We start from the raw sequence: 20,285 nt of genomic DNA on the forward strand, positions 1-20,285 counted from the left end.
CCCCCACAGGAAAGCGAGTAGCTTCCCAACCACCCCTGTCTCTTATTTCTGCAACGAACCCCGGTTATCCCAATCCCTGTTAAATATTTTTCAATAAGTTAACCCAAACTACGGATGGAGATTTCATACATAGGGCATAACGAAATAATGAAGTAGATAAACGTTGGATGCGGAGGGGATCGGATGTTGGATACGAGAACAGTCAGCGTGACGGTGAATATCAGTGCGGATGAAGCCTACCATTTCCTGCGTGAACCGATGAATCTGGCAGCATGGGCAAAATCGTTCTGCTTGTCGGTCGCCTGCAGGCAGGACGTATGGTTCGTAGAGACCGGCCATGGGAAGGCGCGGGTGCAGTTTGCGGAGGATAACCCTTACCGGGTCGCCGATTATGAGTTGACGCTTGCGACAGGGGAGAAAATGGTTCATCCGATGCGGGTGATCGCAAACGGGGAGCGTCGCTGTGAGGTGGTGGCTACGTTGTTCCGCCCTTCTGACGTGTCGGATGAGGACTTTTTGCTGGATGGGTCTTTGCTTGTGAATGATTTACGACGGCTGAAGGAAACAGTGGAACTGATGGTGGGCCAGCTATAAAGCTGGTCTTTTTTATATCCAGAGAGGTTTTGTGAGTTTCTACATTTACACCTTACGCAGCTGATGCAGAATGGCTCCTTCTTTAAAGTCCAAAAAAATCTCCGCCAAAATTTTTTTATTTTCCAGTATATATTCCTGCGTAAAAGGGGTATGGTTAGTTGAGAAGGAGTGCTGAACATGTTTGAGGCGAAAACGGTAAGCGTAACGATTAATAGACCGATGCAGGAAGTGTACCGCTTCGTGCACGAGCCGATGAATCTGCCGGCGTGGGCGAAGTCCTTCTGTTTGTCGGTGGCCAAAAAAGGCGATGATTGGATTGTGGAAACGGAAGACGGCCGGGCGAAGATCCGTTTCGTGGAGGATAATCCGCACGGCGTGCTGGATCATTTTGTGACCGTGGGCGCGGGTGCTGAGCTTTTGAATCCGATGCGGGTGATTCACAATGGGCCGGGCTGTGAAGTGATGTTCACGTTATTCAGGCTTCCTGAGATCTCCGAAGAGAATTTCATGCTGGATGCGGCGATGATTGCCACAGATTTGCAGTTGTTAAAAGAAACGCTGGAATTATAAAAAAAGGTCCACTCTCGAGTTGAGAGTGGACCTTTTCTGTCGTTAGACGAGTGACATTTGTTCGCGTACTTTACTTTTCGTTTCGTCGACTTTCTGCAGCTCTTCGAAGGAATAGACGTCTTCCATGTAGATCTGATGCCACAGCATGAACATGAGGACGGTCCAGATCTTACGGGAATAGTCCCCTTTTTGCTGGACGTGGGCTTCAAGCAGCTCGAGTACGACGGCTTTGCTGATCAGGTGATCGGTCGGGCTGCTTGCAATCAGTTTTTTCGCCCAGTCGTACAGTTCATGTCGCAGCCAGTGGCGGATCGGTACCGGGAAGCCGAGCTTCTTGCGGTCGAGGACGTGATCGGGCACGATGCCTCGGGCAGCTTTACGCAGGATCGATTTCGTTGTGCCGTCGGCGATCGTGCTGTCAACGGAAAGTTCGCGGGCGACGTTGAACACTTCTTTATCTAAAAATGGAACACGCAGCTCGAGGGAGTTCGCCATCGTCATTTTATCCGCCTTCAGCAGGATGTCTCCACGCATCCACGTGTGGATGTCGACGTACTGCATCTGGTGGGTCGGATGGTATTCATCGGCTGTCTGATACAGACTCTTCGTCAGCGACTGGTACGGATATTCTTTCGCGTACTGCGTTAACAGGCGCTCTTTTTCCGCTTCTTCAAACATTTTCGCATTTCCGATGAAACGCTCTTTTAGCGGTGTGGTGCCGCGCTCAAGCAGGCTCTTGCCGCGCATACCTTCAGGCAGGACGCGTGCGACCTGGTTCAACGCTTTTTTCAAGACGGCCGGCATCGAATTGAATGCTTTTAGTGATTCCGGTTCGCGGTAAATGTTGTAGCCGCCGAACAGCTCGTCTGCCCCTTCCCCGGACAACACGACTGTTACCTGCTTCCTTGCTTCCCGTGCGACGAAATATAACGGAACACAGGATGGATCAGCCAATGGATCGTCCATGTGCCACATGATTTTCGGAAGCTTTTCCACATATTCTTCAGCAGAAATTAAATAATCATGATTCTCCACGTTCAATGAGTTTGCGGTTTCTTTGGCTACGTCAACTTCAGAGTAGCCTTCACGTTCAAAGCCGACGGAGAACGTTTTAATATTCGGGTTGTACTGCCTGGCGATCGATACAATCAGCGACGAATCGATGCCGCCGGATAAGAACGAACCGACCGGCACGTCACTGCGCATGTGAATGCCGACAGAATCAAACAGGACATCCTGAATCTGTTTCATTTGACGTTTCTCTTCCGTAATGACCGGATTGAACGTCGCGTGGAAATAACGTTCCATCTGAAGGGAACCGCCTGATTTTTTTATAAAATAATGTCCGGGTTCCACCTTATGTACATCGCTTGTCATCGTCATCGGTTCCGGTACGTATTGATAGCTTAAATAATGCTGCAGGGCAAGCGTTGAGACATCGTCATTTGGTGTCGCGAGGCTTTTCTTCTCTGAAGCAAAGCGGAGAACGTCGTTTGAATCGCTGTAAAAGAACGGCTTGATGCCAAACGGATCGCGTGCGCCGTACAGATCTTTTTCTTTTTTATCCCAAATTAAAATGCTGAACATGCCGCGCAGCTGCTTGAAGGCGCCTTCCTTTTGATCCTGGAACAGCACAGCAATGACTTCGGTGTCTGACTCGGTTTGAAAGGTGTACCCTTTCTCGATCAGCTGTTCACGCAGCTCGACATAATTATAAATTTCTCCATTAAAGACCATCCAGTAGCGCTCGTTTTCAAAATGAAACGGCTGATGGCCGCTTTCGATATCGATGATGCTTAATCTGCGGAAGCCCAGAGAAATATGATCGTCATGATAATACCCCTCATCATCCGGCCCGCGGTGCTTGATCAAATGATTGCTTTGTTCGAATGCTTTTGTATATTCTTCCGTGACCGACTGCCCTCTATTATGCAAAATCCCAATAAATCCACACATAGAATAATATAACCCCTTTTTTTGTATTTCCGAAGCTCTGACTGCTGAAAAAGAACCTTCCTTCTCTCTGTTTACGGATCGATTCTATCTATTTAGGCGAAAGTCCCTAATTGTTCCATAGACAAAAGACACCCTTAAATGAAAATTAAATACTCAAGAGTATAAATTACCCATCTGTATTTAAAAAATGAACCGACACAAGTCGAGCTTGTACCGGCTGTACTTTCAATTATAGTAGGTTGTCATTTAATGTCAACGCACTTTCTTACCAGTAAGTTCTTCCTTTTCTACTTCTATACAGGTCAGGGTATAGTATGTAAACGGCCGCTTTCCAATCAGTGAAAGGGTTCGCTTACGGATCCAATTGAGCGATCTGCTGTTCGATAAAATCTGCATCCCTTGAACTGAGGCCGCTCATAATAATCTGGAAAACGGTATCCCTTTTCTGGATCGGCATCTCTGTGATGTTCTGATTATTTACATAGGTGAGCAGGGTGCGGGCGGTTTTTTGATAAAAATCGAACTCCGCATGGCCGCCGGGGTACAGGTCTTTCGTGTCCGAAAGGTCGATGGTCGCTCTATTGAATGAAAAGGCGAGCGCTTTGATTTCCGAATCTGTCGCATCCTCGTCTCCAATCCGAACCGCAAGCTCCGTCAGCAAGCCGCGCATCGCTGTCAGATCTGTCGTTTTGGCAGCTGTCAACTCATCCTGGGACGTCTGGTACTGGTAAACGTTTACACCAATACTGATAAGTAATAAAAGTACGGTTATGATAAGCCACCTTTTCTTTTTCATCATATAACCCCCTTCACGTCAATTGTCTTTCTATTAGTATATCTAAAAAATAGATATACATGGGCGGTCTCTTGAAAAAAAACTGAAATTATGTCGATTGAAATATACTTTGTGAAATATTGAACAAAAAGATTGAAATGTTTGATGCGAGGGATTATAATAAAATTACATTGATTATGTGAATGATTTCACAATTCAATATCCAAGGAGGACAACATGATGAAAATTGCAGTTATCGGAAGCACTCACGCGGGAACAGCCGCGGTTACGAATATGGCTCATCTTTATCCTGAAGCGGACATCACGGTGTATGAACGCAATGACAACGTATCCTTTCTTTCCTGTGGTTTAGCGCTGTATGTGGGCGGGGTCGTTGATGATCCTCAAGGATTATTTTACTCTTCTCCTGAACAGCTCAGAGAGCTGGGCATTTCTATGAGAATGCAGCACGACGTGAAAGACATCGATACGATCAATCAGCGCATTGAAGCTGTGAATCTAGTGACGGGAGAATTTGTGACGGACTACTATGATAAGCTCGTCATGACGACAGGCTCCTGGCCGGTAACACCGCCGATCGAAGGAATCGATCTCGACAACGTCCTGCTTGCGAAAAACTACAACCAGGCGAATACGATTATTGAAAAAGCAGAGCATGCCGATCATGTGACCGTTGTTGGCGCAGGGTATATCGGAGTCGAGCTCGTGGAAGCTTTTGAAAAGTCCGGGAAACGAGTGACGTTGATTGACGGCGTCGATCGGATTTTAAATAAATATCTTGATGCGGAGTTTACCGATCAAGTTGAAGAAGACTTCCGCCACCGCGGCATTGACCTACGTTTAGGCGAGACGGTGGAAAAGTTTGAAGGGAAAGGCTCGGTCCAAGCGGTCGTGACGAACAAAGGCCGGATTGAAACCGACTTAGTCATTATGTGTGTAGGATTCCGTCCCAACACGAATCTGCTGCGTGGAAAAGTCGATATGCTCGATAACGGAGCAATTAAAGTAAACGAATATATGCAGACAAGTGATCCAGCTATTTTTGCGGCAGGTGACTGCTGTGCAGTTAAATATAATCCGACCGGCGGCCACGCTTATATCCCGCTGGCTACCAACGCCGTACGTATGGGTACGCTCGTGGCTCGCAACTTGATGCGACCTGTTCTGAAAAATGTCGGTACCCAGGGGACGTCCGGTCTGCACATTTATGATTGGAACATGGCCTCTACCGGATTGACGGAAACCTCAGCCCGTCTTTTAGGTGTTCATGTGAAAAGTATCACAATCAATGAAAAGCATCGTCCGGAGTTTATGCCGACGGCTGAAAATGTACAGCTGAAGGTAAGCTATGATCCTGACTCTCGTAAAGTCGCAGGCGCGCAAGTGTTATCTAAAGCCGACGTTACGCAGTCGATCAACACGCTCAGCGTCTGTATTCAAAGCGGAATGACCGTCGATGAGCTCGGCTTTGTTGATTTCTTCTTCCAGCCGCACTTTAACCAGCCGTGGAATTTCCTGAATAAAGCAGGTCTGGCCGCTGCCCAATAAATAAAAGCCCTCTTCCCCGCCGCTATGGCGCTGGTGGAAGAGGGCTTTTTTGTGTGGATAGAATGTCAGCTTCTTACGCGGGCCAGTTCGTTCACCCGATCAATCACTTGTTTAATATCGTTACGGTTTACGTCATAATGCGTAACAAAACGCACGGTGTCCGGTCCGAACGTGCCTGCAAGTACGCCTGCTTTTGTCAATTCTTCAACAAAATGATCGCTGGACATGGAAAGACCAGCTACATTAACGATGACGATGTTCGTATCAATTGATCCTTCAAGGCTCAGTCCGGGAATTTGTTCAAAAGCTTCAGCCATTAATGCCGCATGTTCATGATCTTCCGCCAGTCGGTCGACCATCGTCGTCAACGCGACGTACCCGGGTTCAGCAATGACGCCGACCTGGCGCAGTCCGCCTCCAAGTCGTTTGCGCCATTTGCGTGCTTTTCGAATGAACTCAGCAGAGCCGGAGATGATCGAACCGACAGGGGCGCCGAGTCCTTTTGATAAACAGAACTGCACCGTATCCGTCTGGGCCGCATAATCCTTAACGGAGACGCCGGAAGCGACCGACGCATTGAATAATCGGGCGCCGTCTAAATGGACAGGAATGCCGTGTTCTCTCGCTATGTCATGAATCGCCTGCATGTTTTCGAGAGGAACGATGGCACCTCCGGCTTTGTTGTGGGAGTTTTCTATGCAGATCATCCCTGTTTCAGGAAAATGGATATTATCCGGCCGCACGGCTGCCCGGACATGTTCCGGGTTCATTACTCCGCGCACGCCCTGGATCGTGCGGGGCTGGACGCCTGCTAAGGCGGACATCGCGGCTCCTTCATATAGGAAAAGGTGAGCGTCCGCTTCGAGAAGTACTTCGTCCCCGCGGTCACAGTGGGTCAGTGCTGCGATTTGATTGCCTTGCGTTCCGCTCGTTACGAACAGGGCTGCTTCTTTTCCGAGCATGCGCGCTGCGGTTTCTTCTAATTTTATGACGCTCATGTCTTCGCCGTACACGTCATCCCCAACCTCGACGTGATAGCCGGCCTTCCGCATCTCGGGGGTGGGTCTTGTTACGGTATCGCTTCGAACATCTATCATATGTAATCCTCCTTATCCACTTCATTGTACGAAACTGGATGAGTTATGGACAACCTTTTTGAAAAAATGTGGATAACCCACTCTCGATAGCCGTTAGTAGACTTTTGCGGAAATTAGAGGATTATGTAGAATGTTGTTGAAAAAGGGAGAGCTTAAGGCTTTGTTCCCTGTGCACATGTGGATAAGACGACTAACGATTTAAGTTACCCACAATTATCCACAGACTTATGCACAGAATTTGTTAATTTTCAGCTATTCACAAGTTATCCCACGGTGTGAACAGTTTATCCACAGTTCTATCCACATATGCACAAATTGATGTGTCTATATTGTGTTAGTATGTATGTTCGCCACCATATATGCTCTTTATCCAGAACATTATTCACATGGTGTGGATAAAAAAAGCGCGTGCTTTTTGAGGAGCACACGCTTGTAAAAGAGTCTATTCCTGGGTGCCAAGGGTGACGGTTGTTGAATTTTGTTCACCGTTGCGATAATAGGTGACGTCTAATGTATCTCCTGGATTCTTTTTATCGTACAAGTATTTCCGTAAATCGATGATGTCGGCTACGGGCTCTCCATCAAGCTCTGTAATGACATCGAGTGGCTCGAGTCCTGCTTTTGAAGCTGGAGACATTTGCGTAATGCTACGAATGTACAATCCATCTGATACATCGTCCGGCAGGTTGAGCGTGCTCTGCAGTTCTGAAGAAGGCACTTCCTTTAATCCGTAGGCTTCAATGCCGATAAATGCACGTTCCACCTGTCCGTTTTCCTCAAGCTGCTCGATCAATGGCAGGGCCGCATCAATAGGAATCGCGAATCCGATGCCTTCGACGGAGGATTGAGCCACTTTCATAGAATTGATGCCGATCAATTGACCGTTGACGTTAATCAACGCTCCTCCGCTGTTTCCGGGGTTGATCGCAGCATCTGTCTGAATGACCTCGGCCTGCCAGTCCGGCTGTCCATCGTTATTGAAATCCTGAGGGATCGCACGCTGGGTACCGCTGATAATTCCTTTCGTGACGGAGCCTGCGAATCGTAATCCTAATGGGTTTCCGATGGCGATGGCCGGTTCGCCGACTTTCAGGCTTTCTGAAGTTCCGATTTCCGCCACTTTGGTGACCGTTTCGTCCGACATTTCGAGTACGGCGAGATCGGAGAATACGTCTCCTCCGACGAGTTCAGCCGGGACTCTCGTTTCATCGGACATGACGACTTCTATATCGTTTGCTCCTTCAATGACGTGATTGTTCGTCACGACATAGGCTTTTCCGTCTTCCTGCTTGTAAATGACCCCTGATCCTTCTCCTGCCTGTTCAGAGCCTGGCTCCTCCCAGAACTGGGATTGGGACTGGTTGTTGACGACCCCGACGACCGAAGGAGTGACTTCTTCTACGATTTCTGTAATCTGGGTATTAACATCAAGCTCTACCCGTTCACTGTTTAAGTTGGTGTCTTCATCTTCTATGGATTCACGGTCCTCGTCCGGTGCTGTCATGTCATAAGGGAGTAAATTGGTTTGTACCAGCGCAGGCAACGCCAGCAAAACGAGAACAGCACCGAGCACAATCCCGATAAGGGCAGGCATTATGAATCGGCGGCTCTTCTTCTGCTGTGTGGCTGGTGAATGATCGTCGTAGTATCCCACGGCTATCACCTTTCCTTTCTTCCACATCTTATTCTACTTTATTCTTGCCTTAACTTTGCGTTTTAAAACCCTATAAGTCATAGATGGGCGTTGCATAGGCGGGATCGGTATCATGCAGTTCGATTCTTCTGCCGATTTCAAAACCGCGTTCCTGTAACACGTCCTGTACGGACATACGGGCCAGCTCTTTCATATTATTATCCAGGCTGAGGTGGGCCAAATAGACGCGCTTTGTCTGATCATCCAGAATATCCGTCAGAGCAAGGGCACAATCTTCGTTGGATACGTGGCCGGAATCACCTAATATTCTTCGTTTCACGTTCCATGGGTAGCGGCCCATCCTTAGCATGCTTACATCATGATTTGATTCGAAAATGAGAGCATCGGACCCTTCGACCGTTTTTTTAATGCGTTCGGATACGTAGCCTAGATCGGTGACGAGCGATACTTTTTTTCCGTCCTTACGAAAGGTATAAAACATAGGGTCAGCGGCATCGTGAGAAACGGCGAATGATTCGATGTCTATTCCGCCGAATGTCCGCGTTTCTTCCATATTGAAATGGAATTTCTGATCAGTTGTCAGTTTCCCGAGCTGTCCTTCCATCGCCTGCCACGTCTTCTCATTGGCGTAAATCGGCAGGTTGTAGCGCCTGGCCATGATGCCTAGTCCTTTAATGTGGTCACTATGTTCGTGAGTGACTAGAATTCTTGAAAGGTCGTGCGGATCTACTTCAATTTGATCAAGCAGTCCCTCCACTTTCTTTCCACTTAGTCCAGCATCGACTAAAATTTTCTCGTCGCCGGACTCAATATAAAATGCATTGCCTGTACTGCCTGAGGCAAGCACACTGAATCGTAAACTCATTGTATGACACCCCATGTCGATCTATTCTTCTTCTTCTTCAGAGCTGTTTTCATCGTTATCGGCTTCTCTTTCATTTGCTTCATTAGAAATGACACCTTCACTATTTTCACTCATCAACTCCATAAAGTACTCTGAAGTAGCCTGAATAAACTCGTCTTCATCAATATCGAGCATGCGTCCTTCGCCGGTCACCGCATTAACGAAGAGGTCTTCTTCACCATTGACGGTAATTTTCCAAATCGGTGCGAACACCTGAGTAGGATCGAAGGTCGCTGCCGAATAGTAGCCTATTTTCATGTCCGTCACTTCATCGCCCGTCGTGATGACCTGGTCTTCGTATAAAATGTCAATGACGTCAACAGGCTCTAACAGTTCGCGTTCATCTCCACTGTCTTCCTCATCTTCTCTTAACTGGGTCAGCTGATACCCTGTCATCTGTCCGTCTTCCACGTCCACCATCAATACGCCTCCCGAATTGTAATATACCGTCCGGGTGTTGGTCGTTTGGAAGAAAAGAATTTTGTTTCTCTGTTCGTTCCATCCCCAATACGAGTACTGACTAATGAAAGGAACATATTCTCTGACGACCTCTGAGATGACTTCTTCATCGTCCTCGATGGCTACAGGTTCAGCCAAAGTAGAGACGAGGAGATTTTCATTAAAGACTTGGGCATTCTGATCGGTTAAATCACGAATGGCTTCTAACTGGTTTTCAGTAAAATCACTGAGAGAAGCAATTAAAAAACTGACTTCGGGGGCTTCTTCCGGCACGTCTCCGCTAATCTCGACGTTGTTCTCAGCAGGGCTTTCATCGAACATCGAATCCTGCAAAGTCCCTACCTGTGCTTCCTCCTGCTTCGTCAAAAATTGCTGCAGCAAGAAGAGATCCAAAATCAGGAAGCTGAGGATGAACAACGTTTTAATTTGTCCCCACTGCATGAGCTACCCCTCCTTCTCCGCTCGATGAAGATAACTCATTAATCTCTTTCCAATTGCCATTTTCTTTGACGAACCAGACGGGAATGAGGTCATACACCTGCTGGTAATTTTGAGATTGTGGAGTAATCGTATAGCCGATTTTAATATCTTCGATCAGGTTCACGTTATATTGACGGGAATCTACCAAAAAGGCTGCTACATCTTCCCCGCCAGGTAATTCTACTTCATTAGGGTTCGGGTAAGATGGGTCGAAATCTCGAAGAGGGCGTACATAACGCTGCTCTTCATCGCCATCGTATTCCAGCCTGATTCTATGAACGTCATCTGCACTGGAAAGCAAAGGAATGTCGTTGAAATACATATTGTAAACAATAGAGGAATTGGAGGGGTTCAGCTCCGATAACCGGAACGTGTCCGTCCAGCCTTCATGTGTATTGATAAAATTCACACTTCTTTCTAACAAGTCATACGAATTTAAAGCTCTTTGAACCTCTGAAGTATTCGGCGTGAGCTTCGTGTATTCCATTCGATTTCCGTTGGCAAGGGTTTCTAGTCTTCTGCTGTTATCGGTTAATCGCTGCTCGTTCGTCGAACCTTCCGAAATGTTGACGACGGGTGAGTCAGGAAATAATTCATTTTTTAAAGGTAAAATATCAATTCGTGCTGTTTCTACTGAATCCTCCTGGACGGTCACACGGTCTTTGGGGATATAAATCCGCTTGTCTTCATCTCCCGCAAACAGAGTCTGCTCGGCCAGTAATTCTTCATCACTGTAACTGTCTACTAACTGGTCCGCATCATCCGGGCCGATCGACGCACTGAATGCTGCTGAACTTTCCGAATCCGACGCAAACATCAGCTCCGCGCCGTTTGTGTTAAACGTAATGAACATGCGGTTGAATTGACCGGACGGCACTTCATTATCACTTTCCACGTTGAATAATTCAGGAATCATTTTAGAAGGAATACGAGTCGGAAAGGAAAGCTCCACCCAATTGCCTTCATTGAATTGAGGTTCTCGATTTTCTGTAGTGGTTAAACCTGTCAGCTTCCAGTTTCTCATATCATTGAAAGTAAGTCTCGTGTCGGCTGGGGTTCTAAAGGAATAATGCGCCCCGTCCAGATGAAGAATGAACTGGTCCGGCTCAATGAGAGAAGAGATCTCGACTTCTTCGCCCTCAATGCTCGTTTCGTCAATGAGGCTGTCTCCATCTTCCGCACTTTCATATTCCGGCTGATAGTACCACAAACCGACAGTAAGCAACAAACTAAAACCGATGAGTATGACGAGAATAATAGATTTCAACGTTTCTACCTTCATTTGCGCTTCCTCCGCTTCTGGTTAATGAGCGGAAGGGTGAAGAAAACGGTCGTACCTTTACCTTCTTGACTATTCGCCCATATTTGACCATGGTGGGATTCAATTATTTCCCGGGCAATAGCGAGACCGAGTCCCGTACCGCCCACTTCCCTGGACCGAGCTTTATCCACTCGATAAAAACGATCGAATATTTTATCAACCGTGTCAGACGGCATCCCCATCCCCTGATCCGTGATACTTACAAGCAGCTGTTTCTTCATGGTTTCTGCTTTAAGGGTAATCGTTCCGCCTTCAGGGGAATATTTGATCGAATTGGAAATGATATTGTCGAGCACTTGAGTGATTTTGTCTTTATCGATCCAAACATACAAGCTTTGTTCCGTTAAAAGTCGTTTAAACTCATTCTTTTGATCTTTGTGCATTTCAAAACGGTCAATCACGTGGCTGAAATACTCGATAAACTCCACTTTTTCTTTAAAAAGCCCGGTATCTTTGCGATCCATTTTGGAAAGCTGGAGTAAATCATTCACGAGACGGATCATGCGGTCGGTCTCATTTTGTGTGACGTCGAGGAAGCGGGGGGCGATTTCCTTGTCTTCCCAGGCTCCATCCGTCAATGCTTCCAGATAGCTTCTCATCGTTGTGAGCGGGGTGCGAAGTTCATGCGATACGTTGGAAACGAACTCTCTCCGCTCCTGTTCGATCCGTTCCTGCTCGGTTACATCGCTGATTACTGAAATGAACCCGTCCATTTCTTCCTTTTCATTTTGAACGACCGAGAAATTGGCTTTCAGTAACAGCGGCTGATCCTCCGTGCTTAAATCGATGATAATCGATCCGATCGACTCAATATCATTCACATCGGCAACCTGTTCATTGAGATCAAGAATATCGATCAGTGATTGACCCTGCACCTCTTCAAAGGATTGGCCGATCAGCTTGGAGGCAGGGGCGTTCATTAAAGTGATGGCACCTAAACGGTCAGTTGCGATAACACCATCGGACATATTTGAAAGAACGGAGCTTAACTTCCGCCGTTCGCCTTCTGTCGTGGCCTGAGATTGCTTCAGCTTGTCATTCAAATCATTGAATGTGACGCCGAGCTGACCGATTTCATCGTTGCCGTGCACGCTCACTTTTTGGGAAAAGTCTCCTGTTGCCATAATCTGAGCCTGTCTTCTCATTTCGGATAAAGGTTTAGTGATCGTCCTGGCGACAAGTATACCTAATAAAGCCGTGACGGTAATCGCTAACAGCGTCCCACGCGCAAAGATGTTGTTGATATCCTGAAGCTGGTCATATACATTCGTCAAATTCGCCTGATAACTTACCGCCGCATGGACTTCTTCGCCATCACTGCTTTCCACCGGTTTTGCCCCGACGAGCAGACGGTTCTGCGTATCAGGATCAAGCTGAATCTCCGGATCCTGGTTACTTCTATACAGCAAGGCGCTAGTAATCCTCGGGTCATTTGATTTCTTACCTACGTCTGATCGGTTAAAATCTTCCGGATCATATGTAGCAATGACTCGGCGGTTGGAATAGTCGATCACTTGCAGCTTATGAATATCACTTTCATTAAAATCGTCGATCAGCCGCTGCACATCGGTTTCGAGGGTCGTATCCGAATCGTCCCGCTCCGTTTCATAAGCGTTCTGCAGGCTGTAATTTAAAGAGTTCAGCCTGCCCTCTAACGACTCTTCGAAGTTTTCAACGAGCCGATCCTCCAATTCCCCGACAAAGTAGGACCCAATCACCTGAATGGCTAGAAGGAGGAGTAAAATATATACGATCGTCAGCTTCAGCCGAACAGACTGGAAAAAACCTACCTTCTTCATACACAAACACTACTCCTGCTCTGGATTTCTTAAATAATACCCGACTCCTCGTCGTGTTACGATCCACATTGGATTGCTGGGGCTTTCTTCAATTTTTTCGCGTAAGCGTCGAACGGTCACGTCCACGGTACGAACATCACCATAATAATCATAGCCCCATACCGTTTCTAACAAGTGTTCACGCGTCATAACCTGTCCAGTGTGACGGGCCAGATAATGGAGCAGCTCAAATTCACGATGCGTCAGTTCAATGTACGAACCATCTCTCGTCACGGTATAAGCATCCGGGTGAATGACCAGACGCCCGATCGTAATGTCTTTAGACTGCTGGGAAGAATCTTCAGGTTCCTGCTGGTGGCGGCGTAAGTTCGCCTTTACACGCGCAATCAATTCGCGGTTACTGAACGGTTTGGTGACGTAATCATCCGCGCCCATTTCCAAACCTAATACTTTATCGATTTCTGCATCTTTAGCGGTCAGCATAATAATAGGCATCGCATGCGTTTTTCTAACCTCACGACACACTTCATTTCCATCTTTATGAGGAAGCATGATGTCGAGTAAAATCAGTTCAGGATTTTCCTCATCAGCCTTACGGATCGCTTCATCGCCATCGTAAGCGCAAACCACTTCATAGCCTTCCTTTTCCAAGTTAAATTTCAATATATCAGCAATTGGCTTTTCGTCATCTACTACTAAAATTTTCTGTGCCATTATTCAGTCACTTCCTTTTTTCAACTTCAGTGCTTTCCCTCATTTTAACTTATTTCGATGAAAATGTCTTATCCAGTAGAAAAAAGCTGCTATGAATTCATAGCAGCTTTCGTTTATATATGGTCCAATGGATTTTCCAATGAGCCATCCTTATGAATTTCGAAATGCAAGTGTACGCCAGTCGAGCGTCCGGTTGTTCCCATGTCTCCAAGAGAAGAACCTTTTTCGACAGTGTCACCTTCATTTACATCAATAGATTCCAGATGAGCATACGTCGTCTCGTACCCATTGTTATGATCAATGACTACTTTATTTCCGTAAGCTCCATCCTTACCGGCCTCGATGACTTTCCCGTGATCAGCAGCCTTAATTGTTCTGTCTTTCACCCCTGCAATGTCGATTCCCTTGTGATACTTACCCCAGCGTTCACCCTGTTTACTTGTGATCGATCCATCGACGGCCGGCCATGAGAAATTGCCCGACCCTTTCGAAGGGATCACTTTTGTGCCTTTAAGAATAATTTCTTTTTCAGGCTTTTTTATTTCTTTTTCTTTTATCGTGCCTTCGTCCATCGTGCGATCATTCTTTTTGTCTTTGTAGTAATGTATTTCTTTCTCGCCGTCTTGACCTTTTTGTTTCGTCTCTTTTTTCCCTTTTTCTAAGTCGTCGGTTTCGACAATTTCGGTTTCATAAGGGATTTTCTCTTTTTTTATACCTTCTTCTCTAACTAGAACTTCTGTTACAGGTTCGGTTTCTGAAATATCGATTTCTTCACCCTTCGATAAGGAATCACTCTCAACTAAATGAGGATTGTCCTGTAACAATTCATCTTTCGACACATCGTACTCAGATGTCAGATCTTCCACATCTTCGCCTTCGTCAGCCACATGTACCGTTTGTTCAGGGACGCCTTTTTCTAAAATCTCTATGGCGTCGTCCACCTGTTTGATTTCAGAAGGTTCTACAAGCTGCTCCTGCTGTTTGACCTGCTTCGTCAGCTCGACATCCATAATAGTCTTATCTTCAACGTCCGGCTTCTCCTCATCGGAACGCTCTTCTAGTGCTTGAAGATCCTCTTCATCGACGAATTTCTCTTTATAACGCTGAAGAGCTTTATCTGCATCTTTTTCGTTCGCGAGGTGAGCGACTGCTTCGTCCTCTACGACTAAACTAACGGCTGATGCAGCTATTTCTATTTCTTCTTCAAGTTCACGGAGCGTCTCCTCTGTTTCGACCGATGGAGAAAACTGTTTCTCAGGTACATAGGTTACTTTTTCTAAAAGCTCCACCTCTAACTCTTCATGCTTGTCCTGCGCTTCCATTAAACGTTGGTCCACATATTCCTCGGCATCTGTTTTATTTTCCACAAGACCTAGATGTTTACCGTCTATGTAGACGTGGTAAATATTCTCTAGATTATCCTCGGCATACACCGTCCCAAAGCTCAATGTCATCGCAAGCAAAGCAATGGCCAAGGCCTTTTTCCAAAGACCCGTCGTCTCTTTCACGTACAAATCCCCCTATGTCAAATTTCTCTCTATTTATCTTTTTATTTGTAAATTCTCGTATTTTTTGACACTTTCTCAATTTACCATAGGTAGAAAGACTAGTGGTGAAAATGAAAAAGATGTAATGAATTTATAATATAGCTGGTAAAAATCTCATGTATCTGTTTGATATTTATTCTTTTTGTGTAACTTTACACTTTTTAAAGGAAAAATATGTATGTTATATTACGATTATGTAACGACCTATATAAAAAAGCGCCAGCATATTGTATGCTGACGCTTAAAGTAGTGGCTCGGGACGGAATCGAACCGCCGACACACGGATTTTCAGTCCGTTGCTCTACCGACTGAGCTACCGAGCCGTGATAGATGAAATTTTGAAAAATGCTCTCGATCCGCATCTGGTTTCGATGGGTATTCAAGGATGTTCTGTGCTCGTCTCGTTGCAAGCTGATTCGGTGATGCCCGCGCTCCTCGCAAAGCCTGCGGTGAAGTAAAGACAAGGATGTTGGACGGCTTCTCTACCGACTGAGCTACCGAGCCGTGATAGATGAAATTTTTATAAATAAAAACTTTAAAAGAAAATGGCGGTCCGGACGGGACTCGAACCCGCGACCTCCTGCGTGACAGGCAGGCATTCTAACCAACTGAACTACCGGACCAGTATGACTTCTTTACCGCAACGAAGAATATCATACCATATGGGTTTCCTATTACGCAATACATTTTTTCATGAATCTATTCGTCTGCCTTGTTTTCAAGAAGCGAAAGCAAGTCGCGGGACTCAGTAGATTCGATAAGCAGGCTTCGGTTCGCAGCCGGTACAAATCCAGCTTCTATCGCATGATCCAGCAGCTCCATCAAAGGAGTATAATACCCTTCGATGTTAAACACTCCAATCGGCTTTACGTGAAGACCTATTTGCGCCCACGTGATCGTTTCGAACAGTTCCTCAAATGTTCCGAACCCTCCAGGAAGTGCGATAAATCCGTCAGCAAGCTCACTCATTTTTTCTTTACGCTGGTGCATCGTATCTACCTCGATAAATTGGGTGAGCCCTTGATGGACAATTTCCTTTTCAAATAAAGGGGTCGGCATGATGCCTGTCACTTTTCCTCCTGCTTCAAGGATCGCATCAGCTAATACTCCCATTAGTCCACTTTGCGCTCCGCCATAGACGAGCTCTATGTTTTTTTCTGCAAAAGCTGCTCCGAGTTTTTTTGTATGCTCTGTGAATGCCGGGTCGTTTCCTGCACTGGAGCCGGCAAATACGCTGATTCGTTTCATGTGTACGTCCTCCTTCGTCGGTAGTATGTGTTCTTTTACCTATCAAAAACACGCCTCCCTTTATTATAAGGAAGACGTGCCATTTTAAAAACTATTCGCTGTATACGCTGCGGACGACGTTTGTTTGAGATCGATCCGGACCGACAGAAAAGATAGAAAGCGGAATGCCTGTAAGCTGAGACACGCGCTCTAGATAGTTACGGGCGTTGACGGGCAGTTCGTGCAGTGTCTCCACTCCAGTAATATCTTCCGTCCAGCCTGGCATTTCTTCATAGACGGGTTCACATTCAGCTAACACTTTTAGGCTGGCTGGGAACTCTTCCATAATTTCGCCTTTATATTTGTAGGCTGTACAAATTTTCAGCGTTTCGATACCTGTTAGAACGTCGATGGAATTCAGGGACAAGTCGGTAATGCCGCTGACACGGCGGGCATGACGGACGACGACGCTGTCGAACCAGCCGACACGACGCGGACGCCCTGTTGTTGTACCGTATTCACGGCCGACTTCGCGGATTTGATCGCCGGTTTCATTTTCTAATTCAGTTGGAAAAGGTCCATCGCCGACACGGGTCGTGTACGCTTTAGATACGCCGACAACGTGTTTGATTTTTGATGGGCCGACACCTGAACCGATCGTCACTCCACCAGCAATCGGGTTAGAGGACGTCACGAATGGATACGTACCCTGGTCGATATCAAGCATGACACCTTGCGCGCCTTCAAATAAAACGCGGCGGCCATCATCTAAATTGTCATTTAAAACAACAGAAGTATCACATACATACTTTGCGATTTCCTGACCGTACTCGTAATATTCTTCTAAAATTTCTTCAACAGTAAACAGCTTCGATTCATACACTTTTTCAAATAAGCGATTCTTCTCGGCTAAGTTCTGCTCTAATTTTTCACGGAACGCGTCTTTATCCATAAGGTCAGCAATTCGGATGCCCGTCCGTGCAGCTTTGTCCATGTACGCAGGACCGATTCCTTTTTTCGTTGTGCCGATTTTATTTGCGCCTTTTTCTTCTTCCTGCAGCTCATCCAGCTTCAAGTGGTATGGAAGAATGACGTGGGCACGATTGCTGATGCGCAGATTATCTGTAGACACGCCTTTATCATGTAAGTATTTTAATTCTTCTAATAAGGCTTTCGGATCGATGACCATCCCGTTGCCTAATACACAAACTTTATCGTCAAAAAATATTCCTGAGGGAATTAAGTGCAATTTGTAAGTGACACCGTCAAATTTAATGGTATGCCCGGCATTATTTCCGCCTTGATAACGAGCGACAACCTCGGCATTCTGTGATAGAAAATCAGTGATCTTACCTTTACCTTCGTCGCCCCATTGGGTTCCGACAACTACTACTGAAGACATAAGGCACCTCCGCCTGTTAATTTACTGTTTCATTTATTCCAACGTCAGTTTATCAATTTTAGGAAAGAACGTCAATGTAAAAACCGAACAATTAATTTTATTCAAGTTAAAATGTTCGATTTCAAGATATCAGGATATGATTTCCACAAAATGCACTAATACTTATTATAACTTACCAAAACTTATTTCACTTGTATTTTTAATTATAATTACTTACAATAACTTATATAATAGATTAATAAGAGGAGCGGCTTACCTTGTATCAACAAGAACGTCTAATTGAAATCATGAACTACTTACAGCATACCCGCAGAATTTCCGTTGAAAAGATATGTGAGCTTTTCGAGGTCTCAAGAGATACCGCGCGAAGGGATCTCGTCAAGCTTGAAGAGCAGCAGGCGGTTGTGCGCACACGCGGAGGGGCAATCCTTCCGACGACTCATCACGAATTAAAGGACTACACGAACCGGCTGCGCACCGTTTCCGAAGAAAAGCTTGCGATCGGACGCAAAGCTGCTTCCCTTCTGCGCAGCGGCGATAAAGTGATTCTTGATGCTTCGACGACGGTGCAGTCGTGCGCCACCCAGCTTGAGGATTTGGATATTACGGTCGTCACGAATTCAATTAACCTGGCTGATATATTATCGGATAAAAAGCAGACTCACATTCATTTATTAGGCGGCCAGTTGAATAAGGAGCACCGCTTTTTATATGGAACGTCTGTTACCGACAGGCTTTCAAAATATAACGTCGATCATGCATTTATCGGCGTGGTGGGCATCTCAGAACACGGATTGACACTCGCTCATGAGGAGGACGGTATGGTCAAAAGCAAAATGACAGAGCAGGCCCGGCAGGTGACGGTTCTCGCCGACCATACTAAAATTGGAGTCACCGATTTCTATCAATATGCCGGGCTGAAAGATATCGATTTATTGATCACGGACCGGACGCCGAGCCTGGAGTTCCAACAATTGCTCAAAACTCATGACGTAGAGCTGTTAGTAACGGAGGAGGACTAAGGTATGAAAATGATTGCGATAGATTTAGATGGGACGCTATTGAACCGGGACAGCCGGATCAGCGATGAAAATGTACAGGCGATTAAACATGCCCGGGCTAAAGGAGTGGAAGTCGTTGTAGCTACCGGCCGCGCGGAATTCGACGTGCGTGAAGTATTTTCAAAGACCGGGCTTAAGACATGGGTGATCGGGGCGAATGGAGCGACGATCCATACCCCTGAAGGAGAGCTTTTCGATTCGGTGCCCATCGCTCACGATGACGCGGCACAAATTTTAAAATGGCTCGATCAGAAAAACTTTTATTATGAAGTGTTCAGCGATACATCGATACTTACTCCTGAAAACGGGCGAGACTTGCTTTACATCGAGCTCGATCGGATACGAAGTGCTAACCCGGAAGCTGATATTTCTGATCTTGAGCACTCTCTTTTGAAGCAGTTCGGTCAAACAGGGTTCGTGCAGGTGGAATCATATGAAGACATTTTGCAATCAGGGTCGCCGCTTTACAACGTACTGGCTTTTTCGTTTGATCAGGAGAAGCTGAAGCAAGGCTGGAAGCAATTCGAGAATTATGTGGATTTGACCCTCGTCAGCTCTGCGCTGCACAATTTTGAACTGGAACATAAAGAAGCTTCCAAAGGCTTAGCTTTAGAGAAGCTGGCTGCACACTTCTCGATTCCGATGAGCGCTACGGCAGCGATTGGAGACAGTCCAAATGATTTATCGATGATGAAAGCGGCCGGTCAAAGCGCCGCTATGGGCAATGCGCGTGATGTGGTCATTGAAGCAAGCGATTTTGTAAGTAAAACGAATGATGAGCATGGGGTCGCTCATGCGATTGATTTGTGGCTGAAATAGGTTCATCCACTTCATCCGGCGTAACTCCGCGTGATCGGGAGGCGTAACGGTAGGTGATGAATATAGATGAAGGCGGCCGTTCCTCTTGCGATAAGAGGGGCGGTCGTCTTTTTTTGTGAATGGCTCTATTAAACTTCAGCGTTGAAGTTCATATAAATTCCCTTTTACTGAAGACTGAGTTTCGAGACACAGTGAGAGTTTAGGGCTGCAGGAAACGGCTCGCTTTCCGTGGGGCGGGCGGTGAGCCTCCTCGAGCTACGCTCTGTGGGGTCTCACCTGTCCCACTCATCCCACAGGAGTCTCACCGTTTCCTTCCGACCCTTTACCTAATTAGTGG

17 protein-coding genes and 2 tRNA genes are annotated in these 20,285 nt (G+C 46.3%); 5 read left to right on the plus strand and 14 right to left on the minus strand.

Annotation, left to right across the window (positions count from 1 at the left end; genetic code table 11):
* The first annotated feature begins 183 nt into the window (after positions 1-183).
* Entirely contained in the window at positions 184-594 is a 411-nt protein-coding gene (locus O2Q26_RS09135; protein WP_289215625.1) for a hypothetical protein, read from the plus strand.
* Between the two features lie 177 nt (positions 595-771).
* The gene (locus O2Q26_RS09140; RefSeq protein ID WP_289215626.1) at positions 772-1,164 is read left to right on the plus strand and encodes an SRPBCC family protein; all 393 of its coding nucleotides are present in this window, start codon (positions 772-774) and stop codon (positions 1,162-1,164) included.
* 42 nt (positions 1,165-1,206) lie between these two features.
* Here the strand turns inward: O2Q26_RS09140 and asnB are convergent, their stop codons facing one another.
* The gene (gene asnB / locus O2Q26_RS09145; RefSeq protein WP_289215627.1) at positions 1,207-3,120 is read right to left on the minus strand and encodes an asparagine synthase (glutamine-hydrolyzing); all 1,914 of its coding nucleotides are present in this window, start codon (positions 3,118-3,120) and stop codon (positions 1,207-1,209) included.
* A gap of 352 nt (positions 3,121-3,472) precedes the next feature.
* On the minus strand, positions 3,473-3,916 hold the full coding sequence (locus tag O2Q26_RS09150) for a hypothetical protein (protein ID WP_289215628.1): 444 nt from the start codon (positions 3,914-3,916) through the stop codon (positions 3,473-3,475).
* Between the two features lie 219 nt (positions 3,917-4,135).
* Here O2Q26_RS09150 and O2Q26_RS09155 point away from each other — a divergent pair, with 219 nt between their 5' ends.
* Positions 4,136-5,464, plus strand: a complete 1,329-nt coding sequence (locus O2Q26_RS09155) for an FAD-dependent oxidoreductase (RefSeq protein ID WP_289215723.1) — start codon at positions 4,136-4,138, stop codon at positions 5,462-5,464.
* A 65-nt stretch (positions 5,465-5,529) separates the two neighbouring features.
* Here the strand turns inward: O2Q26_RS09155 and O2Q26_RS09160 are convergent, their stop codons facing one another.
* The 12 genes from O2Q26_RS09160 to O2Q26_RS09215 form a co-directional block, all read right to left on the minus strand.
* The gene (locus O2Q26_RS09160) at positions 5,530-6,561 is read right to left on the minus strand and encodes a threonine aldolase family protein (protein WP_289215629.1); all 1,032 of its coding nucleotides are present in this window, start codon (positions 6,559-6,561) and stop codon (positions 5,530-5,532) included.
* A gap of 442 nt (positions 6,562-7,003) precedes the next feature.
* Positions 7,004-8,215 carry a S1C family serine protease gene (locus tag O2Q26_RS09165; protein WP_289215724.1) on the minus strand — a complete coding sequence of 404 codons (1,212 nt, stop codon included), beginning with the start codon at positions 8,213-8,215 and terminating at the stop codon, positions 7,004-7,006.
* 70 nt (positions 8,216-8,285) lie between these two features.
* Positions 8,286-9,080, minus strand: coding sequence for an MBL fold metallo-hydrolase (locus O2Q26_RS09170; protein ID WP_289215630.1), 795 nt, complete (start codon positions 9,078-9,080; stop codon positions 8,286-8,288).
* A gap of 21 nt (positions 9,081-9,101) precedes the next feature.
* Positions 9,102-10,019: a two-component system regulatory protein YycI gene (locus O2Q26_RS09175; RefSeq protein WP_289215631.1), complete on the minus strand. Its 918-nt coding sequence runs from the start codon at positions 10,017-10,019 to the stop codon at positions 9,102-9,104.
* Positions 10,000-11,340 carry a YycH family regulatory protein gene (locus tag O2Q26_RS09180; protein ID WP_289215632.1) on the minus strand — a complete coding sequence of 447 codons (1,341 nt, stop codon included), beginning with the start codon at positions 11,338-11,340 and terminating at the stop codon, positions 10,000-10,002. The genes O2Q26_RS09175 and O2Q26_RS09180 overlap by 20 nt, the downstream gene beginning before the upstream one ends.
* The gene (walK, locus tag O2Q26_RS09185; protein ID WP_289215633.1) at positions 11,337-13,178 is read right to left on the minus strand and encodes a cell wall metabolism sensor histidine kinase WalK; all 1,842 of its coding nucleotides are present in this window, start codon (positions 13,176-13,178) and stop codon (positions 11,337-11,339) included. Before walK ends, O2Q26_RS09180 begins: the two co-directional genes overlap by 4 nt.
* Positions 13,179-13,187: 9 nt before the next feature.
* Positions 13,188-13,892 carry a response regulator YycF gene (gene yycF, locus O2Q26_RS09190; RefSeq protein WP_289215634.1) on the minus strand — a complete coding sequence of 235 codons (705 nt, stop codon included), beginning with the start codon at positions 13,890-13,892 and terminating at the stop codon, positions 13,188-13,190.
* Between the two features lie 113 nt (positions 13,893-14,005).
* Entirely contained in the window at positions 14,006-15,400 is a 1,395-nt protein-coding gene (locus O2Q26_RS09195; RefSeq protein WP_289215635.1) for a peptidoglycan DD-metalloendopeptidase family protein, read from the minus strand.
* 289 nt (positions 15,401-15,689) lie between these two features.
* Positions 15,690-15,762 (minus strand) — tRNA-Phe (locus O2Q26_RS09200).
* Between the two features lie 223 nt (positions 15,763-15,985).
* A tRNA-Asp gene (locus O2Q26_RS09205) sits at positions 15,986-16,062 on the minus strand.
* Between the two features lie 76 nt (positions 16,063-16,138).
* Entirely contained in the window at positions 16,139-16,687 is a 549-nt protein-coding gene (locus tag O2Q26_RS09210; protein ID WP_289215636.1) for an LOG family protein, read from the minus strand.
* Between the two features lie 91 nt (positions 16,688-16,778).
* Complete coding sequence (locus tag O2Q26_RS09215) at positions 16,779-18,068, minus strand: adenylosuccinate synthase (RefSeq protein ID WP_289215637.1); 1,290 nt, start codon at positions 18,066-18,068, stop codon at positions 16,779-16,781.
* 257 nt (positions 18,069-18,325) lie between these two features.
* Between O2Q26_RS09215 and O2Q26_RS09220 the strand changes: the two genes are divergently transcribed.
* Positions 18,326-19,090, plus strand: coding sequence for a DeoR/GlpR family DNA-binding transcription regulator (locus tag O2Q26_RS09220; RefSeq protein ID WP_289215638.1), 765 nt, complete (start codon positions 18,326-18,328; stop codon positions 19,088-19,090).
* Positions 19,091-19,093: 3 nt separating this feature from the next.
* On the plus strand, positions 19,094-19,948 hold the full coding sequence (locus O2Q26_RS09225) for a Cof-type HAD-IIB family hydrolase (RefSeq protein ID WP_289215639.1): 855 nt from the start codon (positions 19,094-19,096) through the stop codon (positions 19,946-19,948).
* Positions 19,949-20,285 lie beyond the last annotated feature (337 nt).

Origin of the sequence: Halobacillus campisalis (assembly GCF_030345335.1) — a bacterium.
Lineage (GTDB): Bacteria > Bacillota > Bacilli > Bacillales > Halobacillaceae > Halobacillus_A > Halobacillus_A campisalis.